The organism is Clostridiales bacterium (assembly GCA_017569285.1).
GTDB lineage: Bacteria > Bacillota > Clostridia > Christensenellales > Aristaeellaceae > Aristaeella.
The window spans coordinates 641,026-658,738 of the sequence record CP069419.1; the positions used below are offsets into that span (position 1 = coordinate 641,026).

Annotated in this window: 16 protein-coding genes and 1 riboswitch; of the genes, 11 read left to right on the forward strand and 5 right to left on the reverse strand. The window is 57.3% G+C overall.

From position 1 onward, the window contains the following. Positions 1–124: 124 nt before the first annotated feature. The 4 genes from JNO48_02865 to JNO48_02880 are packed head-to-tail and all read left to right on the forward strand — an operon-like array spanning position 125 to position 5,363. The gene (locus tag JNO48_02865) at positions 125–1,363 is read left to right on the forward strand and encodes an NAD(P)/FAD-dependent oxidoreductase (GenBank protein ID QTE68866.1); all 1,239 of its coding nucleotides are present in this window, start codon (positions 125–127) and stop codon (positions 1,361–1,363) included. Positions 1,364–1,417: 54 nt separating this feature from the next. Then, the gene (locus tag JNO48_02870; protein ID QTE68867.1) at positions 1,418–2,419 is read left to right on the forward strand and encodes an exonuclease domain-containing protein; all 1,002 of its coding nucleotides are present in this window, start codon (positions 1,418–1,420) and stop codon (positions 2,417–2,419) included. Between the two features lie 19 nt (positions 2,420–2,438). Beyond that, the gene (locus JNO48_02875) at positions 2,439–4,088 is read left to right on the forward strand and encodes a nucleoside kinase (protein QTE68868.1); all 1,650 of its coding nucleotides are present in this window, start codon (positions 2,439–2,441) and stop codon (positions 4,086–4,088) included. Between the two features lie 54 nt (positions 4,089–4,142). Then, positions 4,143–5,363 (forward strand): endo-1,4-beta-xylanase, encoded by a 1,221-nt coding sequence (locus JNO48_02880; protein ID QTE68869.1) that lies wholly within the window; start codon positions 4,143–4,145, stop codon positions 5,361–5,363. 189 nt (positions 5,364–5,552) lie between these two features. On the opposite strand, the gene gpmI is transcribed toward JNO48_02880, so the two are convergent. Continuing rightward, the gene (gene gpmI / locus JNO48_02885; protein ID QTE68870.1) at positions 5,553–7,160 is read right to left on the reverse strand and encodes a 2,3-bisphosphoglycerate-independent phosphoglycerate mutase; all 1,608 of its coding nucleotides are present in this window, start codon (positions 7,158–7,160) and stop codon (positions 5,553–5,555) included. 221 nt (positions 7,161–7,381) lie between these two features. Between gpmI and JNO48_02890 the strand changes: the two genes are divergently transcribed. From JNO48_02890 to JNO48_02900, 3 genes are all read left to right on the forward strand, one after another. Continuing rightward, positions 7,382–8,422 carry a hypothetical protein gene (locus JNO48_02890; protein ID QTE68871.1) on the forward strand — a complete coding sequence of 347 codons (1,041 nt, stop codon included), beginning with the start codon at positions 7,382–7,384 and terminating at the stop codon, positions 8,420–8,422. A gap of 67 nt (positions 8,423–8,489) precedes the next feature. Then, positions 8,490–8,610, forward strand: a riboswitch (FMN riboswitch). Positions 8,611–8,699: 89 nt separating this feature from the next. Continuing rightward, complete coding sequence (locus JNO48_02895) at positions 8,700–9,287, forward strand: ECF transporter S component (GenBank protein ID QTE68872.1); 588 nt, start codon at positions 8,700–8,702, stop codon at positions 9,285–9,287. 20 nt (positions 9,288–9,307) lie between these two features. Further along, complete coding sequence (locus JNO48_02900) at positions 9,308–11,047, forward strand: NFACT family protein (GenBank protein QTE68873.1); 1,740 nt, start codon at positions 9,308–9,310, stop codon at positions 11,045–11,047. An 80-nt stretch (positions 11,048–11,127) separates the two neighbouring features. On the opposite strand, the gene JNO48_02905 is transcribed toward JNO48_02900, so the two are convergent. After that, a complete protein-coding gene (locus tag JNO48_02905) occupies positions 11,128–11,784 on the reverse strand; it encodes an HAD family hydrolase (protein QTE68874.1) in 657 nt (218 codons plus the stop codon). A gap of 178 nt (positions 11,785–11,962) precedes the next feature. Between JNO48_02905 and JNO48_02910 the strand changes: the two genes are divergently transcribed. From JNO48_02910 to JNO48_02925, 4 genes are read left to right on the forward strand one after another with little or no spacing between them, the layout of a single operon-like run. Further along, positions 11,963–12,166 carry a 4Fe-4S dicluster domain-containing protein gene (locus JNO48_02910; GenBank protein QTE68875.1) on the forward strand — a complete coding sequence of 68 codons (204 nt, stop codon included), beginning with the start codon at positions 11,963–11,965 and terminating at the stop codon, positions 12,164–12,166. A 15-nt stretch (positions 12,167–12,181) separates the two neighbouring features. Then, a complete protein-coding gene (locus JNO48_02915) occupies positions 12,182–13,258 on the forward strand; it encodes a 3-methyl-2-oxobutanoate dehydrogenase subunit VorB (protein ID QTE68876.1) in 1,077 nt (358 codons plus the stop codon). A 2-nt stretch (positions 13,259–13,260) separates the two neighbouring features. Beyond that, complete coding sequence (locus tag JNO48_02920; GenBank protein ID QTE68877.1) at positions 13,261–13,998, forward strand: 2-oxoglutarate oxidoreductase; 738 nt, start codon at positions 13,261–13,263, stop codon at positions 13,996–13,998. A gap of 3 nt (positions 13,999–14,001) precedes the next feature. Next, positions 14,002–14,538 (forward strand): 2-oxoacid:acceptor oxidoreductase family protein, encoded by a 537-nt coding sequence (locus tag JNO48_02925; GenBank protein QTE68878.1) that lies wholly within the window; start codon positions 14,002–14,004, stop codon positions 14,536–14,538. A gap of 64 nt (positions 14,539–14,602) precedes the next feature. Here the strand turns inward: JNO48_02925 and JNO48_02930 are convergent, their stop codons facing one another. The 3 genes from JNO48_02930 to JNO48_02940 are packed head-to-tail and all read right to left on the reverse strand — an operon-like array spanning position 14,603 to position 17,692. Beyond that, positions 14,603–15,823 carry an SGNH/GDSL hydrolase family protein gene (locus JNO48_02930; GenBank protein ID QTE68879.1) on the reverse strand — a complete coding sequence of 407 codons (1,221 nt, stop codon included), beginning with the start codon at positions 15,821–15,823 and terminating at the stop codon, positions 14,603–14,605. A 16-nt stretch (positions 15,824–15,839) separates the two neighbouring features. Next, a complete protein-coding gene (gene ccsB, locus JNO48_02935; GenBank protein QTE68880.1) occupies positions 15,840–16,655 on the reverse strand; it encodes a c-type cytochrome biogenesis protein CcsB in 816 nt (271 codons plus the stop codon). Positions 16,656–16,663: 8 nt separating this feature from the next. Next, complete coding sequence (locus tag JNO48_02940; GenBank protein QTE68881.1) at positions 16,664–17,692, reverse strand: cytochrome c biogenesis protein ResB; 1,029 nt, start codon at positions 17,690–17,692, stop codon at positions 16,664–16,666. Between the last annotated feature and the right edge of the window lie 21 nt (positions 17,693–17,713).

The following is a 17,713-nucleotide window of genomic DNA, read 5'->3' on the forward strand; positions in this document are numbered from 1 at the left end:
GGTCCGGTTTTTTCATCCTTCTCTTTCGGTCTTGCAAAAAAACGCCGTTCCCCGTATAATCTTTCAGGTTGCGGGCAACTGCCTGTACGAAAACAGAGTACAGTTTTTCCCGGGAGGATTCAGGATGGCGGATATCGTGGTAATCGGCGGCGGCGCGGCCGGAATGGCAGCAGCCCTGTTTGCCGCGCGTGCCGGCGCATCGGTGCTCCTGCTGGAGAAAAATGAAAAACTGGGAAAAAAGGTTTACATCACCGGCAAAGGCCGCTGCAACCTTACGAACGACTGTGATACCGATGAATTCATGGCCCAGGTTCCGCGCAACCCGCGGTTCCTCTACAGTGCCCTGAATTTCTTCTCTCCGCAGGATATGATGTCCCTGCTGGAAAGTGCCGGCTGCCCCGTGCAGGTACAGCGCGGCCGCAGGGTTTTCCCGGTTTCTGAAAAAGCCAGTGATGTCACGCGGGCGCTGCAGTCCTGCCTGCGGAATGCCGGCGTTACAGTCCGTCTGGGTGCAGGGGTTCAGTCCCTGGAGTCAGAGGGCGGCCGGCTCTCCGGCGTCCGCCTGGAAGACGGTTCCCTGGTTCCCGCCAGGGCGGTCATTGTCTGCACCGGCGGCATCAGCTACCCATCTACCGGTTCCACCGGGGACGGATACCGTTTTGCGGAAGAAGCGGGCCACACAGTGGTCCCCCGGTCTCCGGTCCTGGTCGGTCTGGAGACAGAAGAAGCCTGGCCCCGCATGCTGCAGGGGCTCAGCCTGCGCAACGTCACGCTGACGCTCTCCCGTAAGGGCAAAACGCTGTATTCGGAGCTTGGTGAAATGCTGTTCACGCATTTCGGCATTTCCGGTCCGATTGTGCTGGAAGCCAGCTGTCATCTGCCCGAGCCGCCCGCAGGCGCTTCCCTGGAAATCGACCTGAAGCCCGGCCTGACCGCGGAACAGCTGGACGCACGGATCCTGCGGGATTTCTCCGTGGCCGGCAAAAAGCTCCTGCGGAATGAACTCACTTCCCTGCTGCCGTCCCGCCTGGCGGATCTGTTTCCCCAGCTGTGCGGCATTCCGGCAGCTCTTCCCTGCAGCCAGGTCACCGCAGTCCAGCGCCAGCGCCTGGTTTCCGTGCTGAAGGCGTTTCCGCTCACAGTCCGCGCCCCGCGCCCAGTGGAGGAAGCCATCGTCACCCGCGGCGGTGTCAGTGTCCGGGAACTGGAACCCGGAACCATGCGCAGCAAGCTCGTTCCGAATCTCTTCTTCGCCGGAGAAGTCATCGATGTGGATGCGCACACCGGCGGCTACAACCTGCAGATTGCCTGGTCCACGGGCGCCCTTGCCGGCACCGGTGCCGCGGAGCAGGTCCTGTCCTGATATTGTTCCCCGGCATCATGCCGGATTGATTACGTTTCATCCACCGGAGGTACCATGACCTATATTGTTCTTGACCTGGAATGGAATCAGCCGATTTCCTACCAAAGCAGCACCTTCCGCAAGGTCGGTGACAAGCTCATGTTTGAGATGATCCAGATCGGTGCCGTCAAGCTCGACGCCAACCTCAACCCTGGCGAAGCGATCTCGATTCCGATCGCCCCGACGCATTATGTCCGCATCCATCCCCGCATCCGCCGGATGACAGGCCTGGATTCCGAAACGCTGGCCGGTGCTCCCGCTTTCCGGGAAGCGCTGCAGCAGTTTGCCGCCTGGTGCGGGGACGATTACACCCTGCTGACCTGGGGCATCGACGATGTCAGCGTGCTGTACCAGAATATCCATTTTTTCCACTGCGAGGATATCGTCCTGCCGCCCCTGTGCGACATCCAGCGCCTGTTCAGTACGGTGCACAACCTGAAGGACCGTTCCGGCCTGAAAACCGCCATGGAGCTGGTCAACATCACGCCGGATGATACCATGTCCTTCCACAACGCGCTGAACGATGCGTGGTATACCGCCCTGGTCTTCAAAACCCTGCCGGATCCGTCCGCTGTCCTGAACTATCCCCAGGAGCCCCGTCCGCTGATCCATTCCCGCCATATCACGCGGGAAAAAACGGAAGGTGAAGCGTTTGCATCCGTCCGCGATGCGCTGGCCAGCGAAACGGCAATTCATCCGGTTTGTCCGCGCTGCGGAAGGGTTCTCGCACTCGACGGCGAATATATAAAGCAGAGTGCCGATAAGTATATCGCGGTGGCAAAATGCAGGAACCATGGCCGGATCCTGATCCGTCTCCGTTTCCGGATCGATGATGACGGGAAAAAGATCATGAGCCGCACCACCGCCCCTGCCACCAGTGCCAACGTGGCGTATATCCATACCAAGCAGCTGCAGAACCAGCAGCGGCAGGCGCAGTACCTCGAATCACACGGCTCTCTGCCCGATCCGGATGAAGAGCTGCTGAATGCCGATGTGTCCAGTATGCCCTTCGATTAAACCCGAAGGAGGACGCCGCATGTTAATCAGATCCATTGACAATCAGAAAGAATTTCCCGAGGGAACGACCGTACAGGCGTGCCTGACAGGGCTGGACAATTTTCCTGTCGGTACGCTTGCCGCTTTATCCGGCGGTATTGTACGTGAGCTGAACGAGCCGATCCGTACGGACTGCACGCTGATTCCGCTGACCCTGGAGCATGAGGAAGGGCGCCGGGTATACGAACGCTCCCTGCGCTTTGTCATGCTGCTGGCCCTGCGTCATCTGTATCCCTATCAGCAGGTCAGAATTGAATATTCTGTCGGTTATGGCGTGTTTGTCCGCCTGCCGGGAGTAACGCTCCACCGCCAGGATATCGTTCGGATTGAAAATGAGATGCGCCGCCTGGTGGAGCTGAACCTGGCCTTCACCCGGAAGCAGTGGACCCGGGAGGATGCGATCCGCTACTTCGAGGAGGAGAAGCAGCCCGACAAGGTCGATCTGCTCCGCCACCGTCCGGTTCCCTATATCAATATGTACTGTATCGACGGCATGTGGGAATACTTCTACGGCGCCATGACGGTATCCACCGGCTATGTTCCGGTATTTACGCTGTTCGAACTGCGGGGCGGTTTCGTACTGCAGCTCCCCGCCGGATCGGACTTTGACCACGCCGCACCGTATATCTACCGTCCCAAGCACCTGGAGGTTTTCAACCAGAGTGCGGAATGGTGCCAGATTCTGGGAGTAACCAACGTCACGGACGTGACCCGTATGATCGAGGAAGGCCGCCTGCGGAATTTCATCCGCGTCAACGAGGCGCTGCATGAAGCCGCGCTGGATGGTATCGCAAAAAAGATCCATGAGCAGAACAAGCATATCGTCCTGGTGGCCGGTCCTTCTTCCAGCGGCAAAACCACCTTCTCCGGACGTCTTGCCGTTCATCTTCAGATGTACGGTCATCCGTCCCGCCGGATTTCCATGGATGATTTCTTCATCAACCGGGAGGATCTTCCCCTGCAGATTGACGGAACGCGCGACTTCGAAACCATCGACGCGCTGGATATCAAGCTCCTTGCGGAAACGCTCAACGCCCTGCTGAACGGTGAAGAGGTTTTCATGCCGGAATACGATTTCGAAACCGGCGAAAAAGATTACCTCACTTCACCGACCTCACTGGTTCCCGGTGAGATCATCATCCTGGAAGGCATCCACGGCCTGAATCCCCAGGTCTGCGAAATGCTGCCCGCCGATGAAATCTACAAGGTATTCGTCAGTGCCCTCACCTGCCTGAACCTGGATGACCACAACCGCATCCGGACCACGGACGTCCGCCTGCTGCGCCGCATCGTGCGTGATCAGCAGTTCCGCGCCTATCCGGCCGAAAAAACGCTCGAAATCTGGCCCAGCGTCCGCCGCGGTGAGGAAAAGTACATCTTTACCTATCAGGAAAACGCGGACAGCATGTTCAACACTGCCCTGCACTATGAACTGCCGATCCTGAAGCATTATGCCTACCAGATGCTGAAGGAAGTACCGTCCGATTCCCCGAACTACCTGCTTGCCCGCCGGCTGATCAAAACGCTGAATTATCTGCCGGATGTGGATCCGCAGCTGTTCAACGAAATCCCGCCGCTGTCCCTGCTCAGGGAATTTATCGGCGGCTGCACCTTCGACGAAGAGGACTGATATTACATCCGTCCATTCGGAATATTACTTTTTGCTACAGGAGGTTCCTTTCCCATGCACCGTTTTCTTTCCGTTGTCCTCGCCCTGGTTCTCTGCCTGATGCCCGTCCTTTCCTCTGCCGAACTGGCCGGTACGGTTTCTTCGGATTATGAGCCGCTATACCAGTTCGCTGAACCCTACGGTTTCAAACTCGGCGGTGCCTTCGGCTACTGGGATATGCGGAACACTGCCTTTATGGGTTTCCTGAATGACCATTTCAATTCCCTCACCTGCACCAATGAGACCAAAGCTTATTCACTTCTGAAGCAAAATCTTTGCAGGACAAGTCCGGATGGTATGCCCCGCATGGATTATTCCCAGGCCGACCAGATGCTCAAGTGGTGCCAGGCTCATGGAAAGTCCGTCCGCGGCCACGTGCTTGTCTGGGATGCAGTTATGCAGTATCCCTGGTTTTTCCATGAAGATTATAATGAGTCAAAGCCATTTGCCTCCCAGGAAGTCAACCGTGCCCGCCTGGCTTCTTATATCGACCAGGTCATAACCCACTTCGAGGAATCCTTTCCCGGTGTCATTTACTGCTGGGACGTGGTGAATGAGGCAATCGGCGACAGCTCATCCGACTGGCGCGCTTCTGATCCCCGCCATATCCGGATTGTCCGGGATGGCGGTCCGAACTACTTCCAGGCTTATGTGGGCGATGATTATGTGGAATATGCTTTCCTCTGCGCCCGCAACACCGTGGAAAAGCTGGGCGCTGATATCAAACTCTTCTATAATGACTACAATATGTTCATGACCGAAAAGCGGAATGCCGCGGTGGAGCTGATCAAAAGCATCCAGTCCTATGATCCCGACGGTCGTCCCCTGATCGACGGTCTCGGCATGCAGGGATATATCGGCGGATACGGCACCCAGTCCGGCTGCCTGCAGGAATCCCACATTTCCGATATCCGTACCTCCATCCGCACCTACAGCAGCCTGGGACTGGAAGTCCAGCTCACCGAGATGGCCGTTCGGAATTTCGATCAGTCCAAAGCAGCGGAGCATGCCGAATACTACGGCCGCCTGTTCTCCGATGTCTTCATGAAGGCCAACACGGAAGAAAACGCGCCGCTGACTGCCGTATGCATCTGGGGCCTGGTCGATGCGCCGGAAAACGACAAGAACTCCTATACATACAAGATGAACAGCCCTTATGGCTGTTTCCTCAATACGAAATACCAGATCAAGACCTGCTTCGATACCGTGTATCACGTCCTGAAGGGCGATCAATAATCATCCGGAAAGCACAGAAAGACCGCCTGCCATCTGGCAGGCGGTTTCGTTTGTACCAGAATATTTTCAGCATGCTCGTGCAAACCCATGTACCGAAGGGTTTCAGGGGCGATCGGAAAGCCCCTGAACATATTACATTATCGATGAAAAAACCGTCTGCTGCAGCAGACGGTTTTTTCCATCAAATAATTACTTCAGCATGCTCTTTTCCCAGCACTCATAGGGCTTCAGGCCCAGCAGCTCGACAACCGTCGGGGCGACGTTCGCCAGGCCGAAGGGGCTTTCGGTATCCATCTCGTGGCGGGCATCCTTGTCATGGATGATGAAGGGAACGGGATTCAGGCTGTGCGCGGTCCGTACGGAAACCTCACCCTTCTTGTTCTTCTCCAGCATCTGGTCGGAGTTACCGTGGTCCGCAGTTACCACCAGGATGCAGCCGTTCTCATCGCAGGCCTTCCGGATCCGGGTCAGGCACAGGTCCACGGATTCCACCGCGATTTCCGTCGCGTACAGGTTGCCGGTATGGCCGACCATGTCGCCGTTCGGGAAGTTGCAGCGGATGAAGCCGTACTTGCCGGATTCGATCGCGGCGATCACCAGGTCGGCAATCTCCGTGCCCTTCATCCAGGGGCACTCATCAAAGGAGCGCACATCGGAGGGAACCTCTTCCCAGGTCTCCAGCTCCTCGCTCACTTTTTCACTGCGGTTGCCGTTCCAGAAATAGGTCACATGGCCGTACTTCTGGGTTTCGGAGCAGGCATATTCGTTGATGCCGTTCTCCACCAGCAGTTCCGTCAGCGTGTGGCGGATCTGGGGCGGGCTGACCAGGTACTTGTGCGGGATATGCAGGTCGCCGTCGTACTCCAGCATGCCGGCGTATTTCACCTGCGGAACCACGCCGCGGTCAAACTTGTCAAAGGACGCATCGCCGTCAAACGCCATGGAGAGTTCCAGGGCACGGTCGCCACGGAAGTTGAAGAGGATTACACTGTCGCCGTCCTGCATGGCACCGACCGGCTTTCCGTTCTCCCCGATGACGAAGGCGGGCAGATCCTGGTCGATCACGCCGGGCTGTTCATTGCGGAAGGTCTCGATCGCTTCCCTGGCGCTGCTGAAGAAGGCGCCTTCTCCGTTAATTACATTGTACTGGCTCTTGCCGTGTACATGCACGTCCCATCCGGCCTTTACCATGCCCCAGTTGGCCTGGTACCGGTCCATGGTGATCTGCATGCGGCCGCCGCCGGAGGCGATCCGTCCGTCAAAGGAGCCATCGTTCAGTTCCTTCAGGGCATTCTCCAGCTGGTCCACATACTCCAGCGCGGAAGTGGCAGGCACATCGCGGCCGTCCAGCAGGATATGCACGCGGGCTTTCTTCACACCCTCCGCCTTGGCTTCCTTCAGCATCGCGATCAGGTGGGAGATATTGCTGTGTACATTGCCGTCGGACAGCAGGCCGATGAAATGCAGAGTGTTGCCGCCGGCGATCACAGATCCGGTCAGGTCCTTCCAGGTCTCGCTCTGGAAAATAGAGCCGGATTCGATGGACTCATTCACCAGCTTGGCGCCCTGGGAATAGATCTGGCCGCATCCCAGTGCATTGTGGCCCACTTCGCTGTTGCCCATATCGTCATCGGAGGGCAGGCCCACTGCGGTACCGTGCGCTTTGATAATCCGGAAAGGATCGTTGGCTTTCAGATCATCCAGGGTCGGCGTGGTCGCCTGCTTAACCATGTTGCCCAGCTCGGAAGGGGTTTCTCCGACGCCGTCCATCACAACCAGCACTACGGGTTTCGTCATGTTTTTCATCCTCCTGAAAAAAGTCAGTCGTTTCTTCTGATTCCGTCGGAAAGGATACCGCAAACAGGGGCAAATGTCAATCGGTTCAACGTTTTGCATCAACAGCAGGACAGGATTTCCCGGCACAGTTCCCCGGGTTTTCCGATTGATTCTTCACACCATGTGGGATACAATACCGGTAACACGATGAAATCAGGCTGCTCATGAATGGAGGCTGCTTTATGAATGCGATTCCCATTTCCTCAGATAACCCGAAGCTGCGTATCCTGGGACGTCTGGACCGTTCCCGCACTCCCCTTGCGCTGGACTGGACCGGCAGCGGCATCGAGGTACAGTTCCGCGGTTCTGATCTCTGGGCGGAGCTGGAAGCACCGGTGATGTCCCCGGTGATGTGGGTCGCTGTCCTGGCGGATGGCTGCCCGGTTGCCCGTTTCCCGGTGGAGCCCGGTATCCGCTTTTATCCGCTGGTACTTGGTATGGAGCCGGCCAACAGCCGGACGGTGACGCTGGTCAAGGAAACCCAGTGCATGCCGGACAATCCGGCTGCAACTGTCCTGGTGCACAGCCTTCGTATGAACGGCAGTCTCGAGGAGCTGCCCGCCCGGAATCTGAAGATTGAGTTTATCGGGGACAGTCTCACCAGCGGTGAAGGCGCGCTGGCCCCAAACGGAAATGATGAATGGATTCCGCTCTGGTTTACCGCCTGCGGCAATTATTCATTTATCGCCTGCCGGGCACTGAATGCAGAGCGCAGCGTGCTTTCCCAGAGCGGCTGGGGTGTCTGCTGGGACTGGGAGCATAATCCCGCCCACACAATGACCGAATTCTACGAACAGACTGCCGGTGTGCTGCAGGGGCCGGAAGCGGAAGCCCGCGGATGCGGAAAGCCCTGGGATTTCGCTTCCTGGCAGCCGGATATCATATGCATCCGCCTGCTGACAAATGACTGCGGCGGTATGAACCAGAAAAACAGCTTTGAACAGGACCGGGATACCGTTGTCCGCGGAGCGGCAGATTTCCTGAAAATCGTCCGCCGGAATAACCCGGCCGCGAAAATCGTCTGGATCCTGCCCGGTACCGATGTCCATCCCGAGCTGGCGGAGGAAGCCGTTGCCCTCGCCCGTCGGGAAGGGCTGGAGAACCTGTTCACCTTCGCGCTTCCGGATTACGGACCGGAGGATATGGGCGCCCGTTTCCACCCGAATGCTGAATATAACCGGAAAGTCGGCCTGCTTCTGGCTGAATTCCTGAAGGAGATATAATTCTTCTTCGGGATTGACGAAGCGGGATCGGGGGAATATAATACCACCGTACACAGCGTACCACTTAAAGCTTCTTCGGGGACGGGTGCAATTCCCTACCGGCGGTACAGCCCGCGAACTGAGCACAGCTCAGCCGATCCGGTCAGATTCCGGAGCCGACAGTATAGTCTGGATGAGAGAAGAAACGGTTATGCGTCCGGTGCTTTTGTGCCGGCCTTCCGCCCCTCAGAGCGAAGCTGCTTTGAGGGGCGCGCGCATTTTAAAGGAGGGGTTCATTATGAACACTACGGTAACTACCCGGAAATTCCTAACGGTCGGTAACATGACGCGTATCGCTATGCTGACCGCACTGGCCTGCCTGCTGGATCTGATTCCAGGAATCCCGATTGTCGGATTCTACAAGCTGGATTTCAGCCTGCTGCCTGTGATGCTTGGTAATTTCTCCATGGGACCTGTCGCCGGGACCGTCATTCTGGCGCTGAAATGCCTGATCGGCTGGGCCCATTCCACAACGATGGGAATCGGAAAGCTGGCTGACTTTATCATGGGTCTTGCCCTGATCATTCCTGCCGGGCTGATCTACGCAAGAAACAAAACACGGAAAACAGCCCTGATCGGTATGCTGATTGGGACCCTGTGCATGGTCGTTATCGGGGTGTTTGCGAACAAATTCATCCTGATTCCCTTCTATGCCCAGATGATGCCGATGGAGAAAATCCTGGCCATGTGCGGCGCAGACAGCGAATGGAAGCTGCTGCTGATTGCAACCGCACCTTTCAACCTGCTCAAAGGCGTTGTCCTGAGCCTGATTACCGGGATTATTTATAAGCCGCTGAGCCCCCTGCTTCACGCAAAAATCTGCTGATTTAAGGAGAGAAACAACCTATGCCGATGGACGGACTGACGGTAGGATTTGCCGCCAGGGAGCTGAACCGGATCCTGCAGGGCGGCCGGGTGGATAAAATCACCCAGCCGGAACGGGATGCGGTGATTCTGGTGATTCGTGCGGGAAGCGAAAATCACCGGCTGCTGCTCTGCGCCTCCCCGAATAATGCCCGCTGCCATCTGACAAAGGGTTCCTTTTCCAACCCGCTGGAACCGCCGGCGCTGTGCATGCTCATGCGGAAGCAGCTGACCGGTGCCCGTGTCACAGGGATCCGCCAGGTCGAAGGCGACCGGGTAATCCATGTGGACCTGGATGCCGTCAACGAAATGGGCGACCATGTGCTCCGCCGGCTGGTACTGGAAATCATGGGCCGCCATTCCAACCTGATGCTGCTGGATGAGAACGGCCGCATGCTTGAAGCCGCCCGCCACGTCAGTCCGGATATGAGCCGGGTGCGCCAGGTGCAGCCGGGCATGACCTATCTGCCTCCGCCCTCCCAGGGCAAGCTGAACCCGGAAGACCTGACCGGCGAAGCGCTTTATGAACGCCTGCGGGCTCTCGAGCCCGGGCGCTTCAGCCGTTCGATCGCGGATCATATTACGGGCCTCAGCCGTCCTGCGGCGGAAGAGCTGGCCATGCGCGTCCTGGCGCCGGGAGATACCTGGCCGGAAGACCTGCGCACTGCCTGTGACCGGCTGGCGGATCTGATTCACCGCCTGCCGGATATGGCGGATCCCCGCGTCCTTTTCAACCCCGACGGTACCGCGGAAGAGGTTTTCGCGTTCCCCTATTTCACCCGTGACCTTTCCGCACAGAAGGCGTATCCCACCCTGAGCGAAGCCATGGAGATCTGTTTCGGCAGCCGGGATGCCAAAGACCGGCTGAACCAGAAAAGCGCTTCCATGCTGCGGACGCTGAAAACGCATGTGGAGCGCTGTGAAAAAAAGCTGGCAATGCAGGAGGAGGAATTGGCCTCCGCTGAGCGCATGGAAGAATACCGGATGATGGGCGAAGCCATCAACGCGAACCTGTACCAGCTGAAAAAAGGCATGACCGAAGCGGTTCTCCCCGACTGGTTCAGTGCCTCGGGCGGTGAAATCACCGTACCGCTGGATATCCGCCTGACTCCCAGCCAGAATGCCCAGAAGTATTTCAAAAAGTACCAGAAGGCACGCTCCGCCCGGGAAACAGCCGCAGTACAGAAGGCAAAAACGCTGGAGGAACTGGATTACCTGGAGGGCATGCTGCTGGACCTGGACAAATGCACCGGTGAAAGCGAGCTCGAGGAAATCCGCCAGGAACTGGTGCGCACCGGTTATATGAAGCGGGTTACCAACCGCCGCCAGCAGCGCCAGCTGCCCCAGAGCCAGCCGTACCGTTTCCGTTCCGCCGACGGTATTGAAATCCTTGTCGGTAAGAATGCCGCCCAGAATGACCGCCTGACGGCGTCCGCAAAGCCAGACGAAATGTGGCTTCATGCCAAGGATATGCCCGGAAGTCATGTCATTATCCGCGCTGAAGGGGAAATTCCCCGCGATACGCTGATGCAGGCCGCGATCCTCGCCGCCTGGTACAGCAAGGGACAGCGCAGCTCCATGGTTCCCATTGACTACACCCGGAAAAAATACGTCAAAAAGCCTTCCGGCGCAGCGCCCGGAAAAGTGATCTACACGCATCACAAAACGGCCTACATCACAGCGGAAGAGGATGACGTCCGGAATATCCCGGTAATATCCTGATACATGAAGACGCCCGGTTTTCACCGGGCGTCTTCTTTATCCGGAACGCTGCCTGCGAAAAAGCGCAGGCGGTATCCGGGTTATTGATCCAGCAGCGGGATCAGTTCCATCGGTGCGGAAATCAGGTGCTCCGCACCGTTTTCTGTCAGTTCCTCCGCTGTGCGGAATCCCCAAAGTACGCCGATCGGGTGCATTCCTGCGTTTACAGCGCATTTCATGTCCACCGCCGTATCTCCCAGGTACATGAAGTGGTCCGGGGAAATCCCGATCTCCTGTGCAATTGCAATGGCTCCGGCCGGATCCGGCTTAATCGGCAGCTCCGTCTGTCCCAGGACTTTCGCGAACCGGATATCCGGGAAATAATGGGCAATCACATTCTTTGTATCCGGATCCGGTTTGTTGGAAAGGACGCACACCGGAATTTCCCGCGCGTTCAGTTCCCGAAGCAGTTCCGGTATCCCTTCATACGGACCGGTCTTTTCCTGGTTGTGCGCCTCGTACCATTTCTGGTACTCAGTGCCGACTTCCTCCGCCAGTTCCTGCTGGTCACGTACCGCCCGCTGGGCCAGGATCCGAACCCCGTTCCCGACCAGGTAACGATACTCATCCGTTTCCCACTCCGGCAGTCCGTACATTCGCAGTGCCCGGTTCATGGCATTCGCGATATCCTCCAGCGTGTTGGTCAGCGTTCCGTCCAGGTCAAAAACAACCGCCCGCTTTTCTTCCTGTTTCAGCATGTTCCCTCTCCAATCCTTGTTCTGCCTTCCGGCTCCGTATATTATAGGCATCTGTGCACGGGGATGCAAGCACACGGTGGATTGCATTCTTTCCGTCCTTTTGATTGTTCTGATGTTGACGAACAAAACCCGCAAAATTATAATGATCGTTAGCAATTACGTAAGGAGGCGGAACACCTTGGCCAAACTGACCATTGACCGGGAGACCTGCAAGGGCTGCGGCCTGTGTGCTGACGTATGTCCGAAACATCTCCTCGCCCTGAGTAAGGACATTAACGCCAAAGGGTATCACCCCATTGGCATTACGGAGCAGGATAAGTGCATCGGCTGCGCGTTCTGTGCCCGCATGTGCCCGGACGCCGTGATCAAAGTAGAAAAATAAGGAGGAAGCGTATCCATGGGTCAGAAAATGCTCATGAAGGGGAACGAGGCCATCGCTGAAGCCGCCATCCAGGCCGGATGCCGCTTCTTCTTCGGCTATCCGATCACTCCCCAGAACCAGGTTCCTGAATACATGTCCAAGCGGCTGCCGAAGATTGAGGGCGGCTGTTTCCTGCAGGCGGAAAGTGAAGTTGCCGCCATCAATATGGTCTACGGTGCGGCCGGTGCCGGTGCCCGTGTCATGACCTCCTCTTCCAGCCCGGGAATTTCCCTCAAGCAGGAAGGAATCAGCTATATCGTCGGTGCGGAACTGCCCTGCGTGATCGTCAACATGGTGCGCGGCGGCCCCGGCCTCGGTTCCATCCAGCCCGCCCAGAGCGACTATTACCAGTCCACCCGCGGCGGCGGCCATGGTGACTACCGGATGCTGGTACTGGCTCCCGCCTCTGTGCAGGAAGCCGTCGAGCTGACGATGGACGCCTTTGACCTGGCGGACCGTTATCGCAACCCGGTCCTGATCATGGGGGACGGCCTGATCGGCCAGATGATGGAGCCCGTTGAAATGCCGGAGCACAAGGTGCCTGCCGACCTGCCTCCCAAGACCTGGGCGGCTACCGGCTGGACCCCGCAGTCCGACCGCGAGCGCGCGATCATCAACTCCCTGTATATCGACCCCGCCGTGCTGGAAAAGCACGTCAATCACCTGTATGAAAAGTACGCCGTCATGGAACAGACCGAATGCCGCTGGCAGGAGGAAATGACCGATGACGCGGACTATGTCATCGTTGCCTACGGCACCACCGCGCGTATTGCCCGCAGTGCCATGCGCAAGCTTCGCGCGGAAGGCATCAAAGCCGGCCTCATCCGGCCCATCACCCTGTGGCCCTTCCCCAATGCGCCGATCGCCAAGGCTGCGGAGCATGCCAAGGCCTTCCTGACAGTGGAAATGAGCATGGGCCAGATGGTGGATGATGTCCGCCTGGCCGTGGACGGCAAAAAGCCTGTTCACTTCTTCGGCCGTACCGGCGGTATCGTCCCCACCGTACGCGAGATCATGACCCAGGTGGAAACGCTGGCAAAGGAGGGCAAATAATCATGGCTGTTGTGTATGAAAAAACCAAGCTGCTGACCGACAAGCCGCTGCATTACTGCCCCGGCTGCACCCACGGCATCATTCACCGCCTGGTGGCGGAAACGATTGACGAGCTCGGTATCCAGGGCAAAACCATCGGTATCGCGCCTGTCGGCTGCGCCGTATTCGCCTACGACTACTTCAACTGCGACATGATGGAAGCCGCCCACGGCCGTGCTCCTGCGGTCGCCACCGGCTGCAAGCGCGTGAACCCGAACAACATCGTCTTCACCTACCAGGGCGACGGCGACCTTGCCTCCATCGGTGCTGCGGAAATCACCCACGCGGCTACCCGCGGTGAAAACATCACCGTCATTTTCGTCAACAATGCCATTTACGGCATGACCGGCGGCCAGATGGCGCCCACCACCCTGCCGGGCCAGGTGACCACCACCTCTCCCTACGGCCGGGATCCCAAGCTGTGCGGCTATCCCATCCGGATCAGCGAAATGCTGGCCACACTGGATGGTCCCGCCTATATCTCCCGCGTTTCCGTCCACGATGTAAAGCACATCATGGAGGCCAAGAAAGCCATCCGGAAAGCCTTCGAGATGCAGATTGCCGGAAAAGGCTTCTCCCTGGTGGAAGTCCTCTCCGCCTGCCCCACCAACTGGGGTATGACGCCGCAGGAAGCGCTGAAGTGGCTGGAAGCCAACATGATCCCCCAGTATCCGCTGGGTGTGAAAAAGGAGGTTGAGTAATCCATGGAAGCTCAATTTCTGATTGCCGGTTTCGGCGGCCAGGGCGTCCTGCTCATCGGCCAGCTGCTGGCCAAGGCGGCCATGCATGAAGGGATGAACGTTTCCTGGATGCCGTCCTACGGTCCGGAAATGCGCGGTGGCGAAGCCAACTGCGCCGTGGTCATCTCCGATGAGCCGATCGGTTCTCCGCTCGTTACGGAAATCCCCTTCGCCGTCATCATGAACAAGCCCAGCATGATCAAGTTCACTCCGGCCATGGAAAAGGGCGGTATCATGCTGTACAACTCCTCCCTGATTGACATCACTCCTGACCGCGATGACATCGTCGCGATCCCGGTGGACTGCAACGGTATTGCGGAAGAGCTTGGCAATTCCCGTACCGCCAACATGGTTATGCTTGGTGCGATCCTGAAGAAGACCGGTGTGGTTTCCATCGATTCCGCCATGGAAGCCCTGAAAGCCACCTTCGGCCCGAAGAAGGAGCACCTGCTTCCCATCAACCGCCAGGCGATGGAACGCGGAGCGGCTGCTGTTGAGTAATTCTGTACTCTGTAAAAATACCCGTGGACGTTTCGTCCACGGGTATTTTTTATATCATCTTTTCTTACTTCACTGAAATTGCGGTAATCGTGAATTTCTTGCCGGGCTCCTTTACCTTGATCAGCACGGTATGCTCTGCGGCATTCTTCCCGTTCAGCACCAGTGCCACCTCACTCTGGTTCCATTTCCCGGGACCGCCCCGCAGAGTGACTGAAAGTTTGCCATCCACATATACCTCTGCTGCGCCAAAGCCGGCATCCGCCGAAGCCTTCCACGAAATCAGGCACTTCGAGAATACACCGGTCACCTTCAGCGGTTCATCCGGATCCTTGATGTCGTGGAAATAGTTTTTCCCGCATACCCAACCCACCGGCGTGTTCCGGTACGTCTGCAGGTCAATGCTGGCGAAGCCGCCGCGTTCCACAGTGATTCCTTCTTTGGTTTCCTCATCCGCATACAGCGTCTTCAGGCCCATAAAGTCCGTGCCGTATGCCGGCCAAACAGTCAGGTCAATATCCGCTGCGTCAGGTTCCTTTGCCGCGGCATCCGCGATAGCCTGCATCAGGCATTCCGCCATCATGCGGTGGCCGGTGGAGTTCGGATGGTACTCGTCGTGGAAGAAATCCTTCTTCTCCATTTCCTTCCCGACATGGCTGAACAGTCCGTCCGGAATCGATACCATCAGCAGGTCATACACGTCGCCGATTTTCCGCAGGTCACCCTGCAGGTTCCAGCCGTCATCCCGCATGGAGAACAGCAGGATCACAACCGGCTCATTGGGATACTCCAGCACTTCCTTCACCATCGACTCAAAGCAGTGGTGGTTGGTCGGCTCGCCCCAGTCATTCACAGCGAATTCAATAATCACCAGGTCCGGGTATCCGTCCGGATCCTTTTCACTGACCCGGCTGTTGATATCCCGGTTGAAGCGCATATAACCGAAAGCGGAAGGCGTTCCGCCGACGCCGGCATTCACCAGCTCCACATTGCTTCCGTTCGATACCCCGTAGGTGTTCCCGAAGCGCAGAGCAAAGCGGCTGGCCCAGCATTCTTTGTAATTGGAGGCGCCGGCGCCTTCGGTGATCGATCCACCCATGGTACCGATGGTGATATGCTCACCGGCCCTGGCCCGCTCAATCAGTTTGATCAGGCGGACATTGTTTCCCAGCCGCATTTCAGAATCTTTCAGTGCAGACTGGTACCATTCTTCCTTTGCGAATTCGCCCATTGCCGTTCCTCCGATAATCATAGTCAGTATCGCCAGAATCGCCAGAAAACGTTTCATTCAGGTTTCTCCCTTCTTATGCGTAGCTGTGAAGCCCCGGCAGGAATGTATTCACCCCGATATAGGTGAAAATCACACAGATAAATCCGACAACCGCGAATATGGCTGCCGCTTTTCCCTTCCATCCGCGCATGATCCGCAGATGCAGGTATACCGCGTAGATGATCCAGGTTACGAGCGACCATGTTTCCTTCGGGTCCCAGTTCCAGTAGCTTCCCCAGCATTTCTTGGCCCAGAAGGCTCCGGTGATAATCGTAATCGTCAGGAACAGCAGGCCCAGGCATACGCTGCGGTATTCAATCACATCCAGCTTGTCCCGGTCCGGTATATGCTGGTCCATAAATCCGTCCTTCCGGATTTTTTCCCGCACCAGGAAAATGAATCCCAGCACAAAGCTGACACCGAAGGCTCCGTAGCTCAGGATGGCCGTGGAAACATGGAATACCAGCCAGTTGCTCTGCAGGGCCGGCATCAGCGCGTGGATCTCCCGGCTCTGCATGGCGGCATACCCCATAATCAGGAAAACCACCGGCGCGGCAAACACGCCGAGAAAACTGAACCGGTACTTCGCGATGAAGATCAGGCTCACAAGGCACAGTGCCCATGCGAAACAGGTGGCGAACTCATACTGGTTGGTCATGGGAACCCTGCCTGCCGCAATTCCGCGCACAATCAGTGCCGCCGTATGGGCAACCAGGCCGCCGGTCTGGATCAGGGAAGCTGCTTTTGCCGCTGCGTTTTTCTTCAGCCCGGCAAACACAAAGTACAGCAGCATCGCCAGGAAGTATCCGGCCATGGCAATCGTAAACAGGATATTCTCCGCCTGTTCCATTCACATCGTCACCTCTTTCGCAGATAGAAAGCCATTACCAGCCCGGCCATCACGATGGCGGCACCCAGCATGGCCAGCCAGGAAAACCGGTCCCGTTTCACCATCAGCAGCGTGTAGTTGGATGGATTTCTGAACCGTACGGTGTATTCCTGGTCAATGGTTATCTCGTCATCCGCCTCCAGCACGTTCATCCCCCGGACCTCTCCCTGGTAGAAAACCATATACAGGTATCCGGGTTTCTCCGGACGGGTGGATGCCATCGGGGATACAGCTCCCGTCTCCCCGTCATAATTCGGATAAAAGTTGTAGAACATCACCACAATATCGGGGTCATCCGCCAGCGGCATATATTCCTGCACGCACAGGGTTTTCTGCTGCAGGATCTCCCCGTTCTTCTCCACGGTCACGTCTGCTGCCCATCCGGCGGAATTCTGGAAAAATTCATATCCGCAGAGTTCCGCGGGATGGTTCACGCTGGCAGTCCCGTGCTCCTCTGTTCCGTCAGCACCGCATACTGTCAGCTCCGCGGTATACTGCCCGGCTGTTCCGTCTTCACGCCAGTCGATCGTAAAATCATCCACCGTTACCTGCAGGCCGGTTTCTGCCAGCGGTACAGTGTTCCCGGGCAGCCCGCTGATCGTATATTCCTCCTGGGTCATCTGCCCCATCGCAAATCCGATAATCAGCAGCAGGATTCCCAGGTGGCACACCCAAGCGCCCCAGATTCCGGCGAAGTTTCCCGGTTCCTTCCGGGTACGCCGGATCAACGGCCTGATCCGGATCAGGTTGCACATCAGCAGGCTCAGGCAGAGGAATCCGCTCAGGGTCAGGAACCACCAGCTGTGGTAAGCGTCATCGGCATGCAGGGCAGTAATAACTGCTGCCATTCGCTCACCAAACTGGCCGGAATACCACTCAAAAGTCTGTCCCTGGGGCACTGCTGAACTTAAAGCGCATGCCGCTGCGAGCATCACCAGGAGGGTGATGGCCAGCGGCATGGAGCCCAAGATCATTCTGATTTTTTTGAGTATCTTCATACTTCTCCGTGTTCAATACGG

Excerpts from the sequence above, each read along its gene's own strand:
- JNO48_02925 (QTE68878.1), top strand. The coding sequence starts at position 14,002 with ATGGAAGCTCAATTTCTGATTGCCGGTTTCGGCGGCCAGGGCGTCCTG.
- JNO48_02920 (QTE68877.1), top strand. The coding sequence starts at position 13,261 with ATGGCTGTTGTGTATGAAAAAACCAAGCTGCTGACCGACAAGCCGCTG.
- JNO48_02895 (QTE68872.1), top strand. The coding sequence starts at position 8,700 with ATGAACACTACGGTAACTACCCGGAAATTCCTAACGGTCGGTAACATG.
- JNO48_02930 (QTE68879.1), bottom strand. The coding sequence starts at position 15,823 with ATGAAACGTTTTCTGGCGATTCTGGCGATACTGACTATGATTATCGGA.
- JNO48_02875 (QTE68868.1), top strand. The coding sequence starts at position 2,439 with ATGTTAATCAGATCCATTGACAATCAGAAAGAATTTCCCGAGGGAACG.
- JNO48_02900 (QTE68873.1), top strand. The coding sequence starts at position 9,308 with ATGCCGATGGACGGACTGACGGTAGGATTTGCCGCCAGGGAGCTGAAC.
- ccsB (QTE68880.1), bottom strand. The coding sequence starts at position 16,655 with ATGGAACAGGCGGAGAATATCCTGTTTACGATTGCCATGGCCGGATAC.
- JNO48_02905 (QTE68874.1), bottom strand. The coding sequence starts at position 11,784 with ATGCTGAAACAGGAAGAAAAGCGGGCGGTTGTTTTTGACCTGGACGGA.
- gpmI (QTE68870.1), bottom strand. The coding sequence starts at position 7,160 with ATGACGAAACCCGTAGTGCTGGTTGTGATGGACGGCGTCGGAGAAACC.
- JNO48_02940 (QTE68881.1), bottom strand. The coding sequence starts at position 17,692 with ATGAAGATACTCAAAAAAATCAGAATGATCTTGGGCTCCATGCCGCTG.
- JNO48_02880 (QTE68869.1), top strand. The coding sequence starts at position 4,143 with ATGCACCGTTTTCTTTCCGTTGTCCTCGCCCTGGTTCTCTGCCTGATG.
- JNO48_02865 (QTE68866.1), top strand. The coding sequence starts at position 125 with ATGGCGGATATCGTGGTAATCGGCGGCGGCGCGGCCGGAATGGCAGCA.
- JNO48_02890 (QTE68871.1), top strand. The coding sequence starts at position 7,382 with ATGAATGCGATTCCCATTTCCTCAGATAACCCGAAGCTGCGTATCCTG.
- JNO48_02870 (QTE68867.1), top strand. The coding sequence starts at position 1,418 with ATGACCTATATTGTTCTTGACCTGGAATGGAATCAGCCGATTTCCTAC.
- JNO48_02915 (QTE68876.1), top strand. The coding sequence starts at position 12,182 with ATGGGTCAGAAAATGCTCATGAAGGGGAACGAGGCCATCGCTGAAGCC.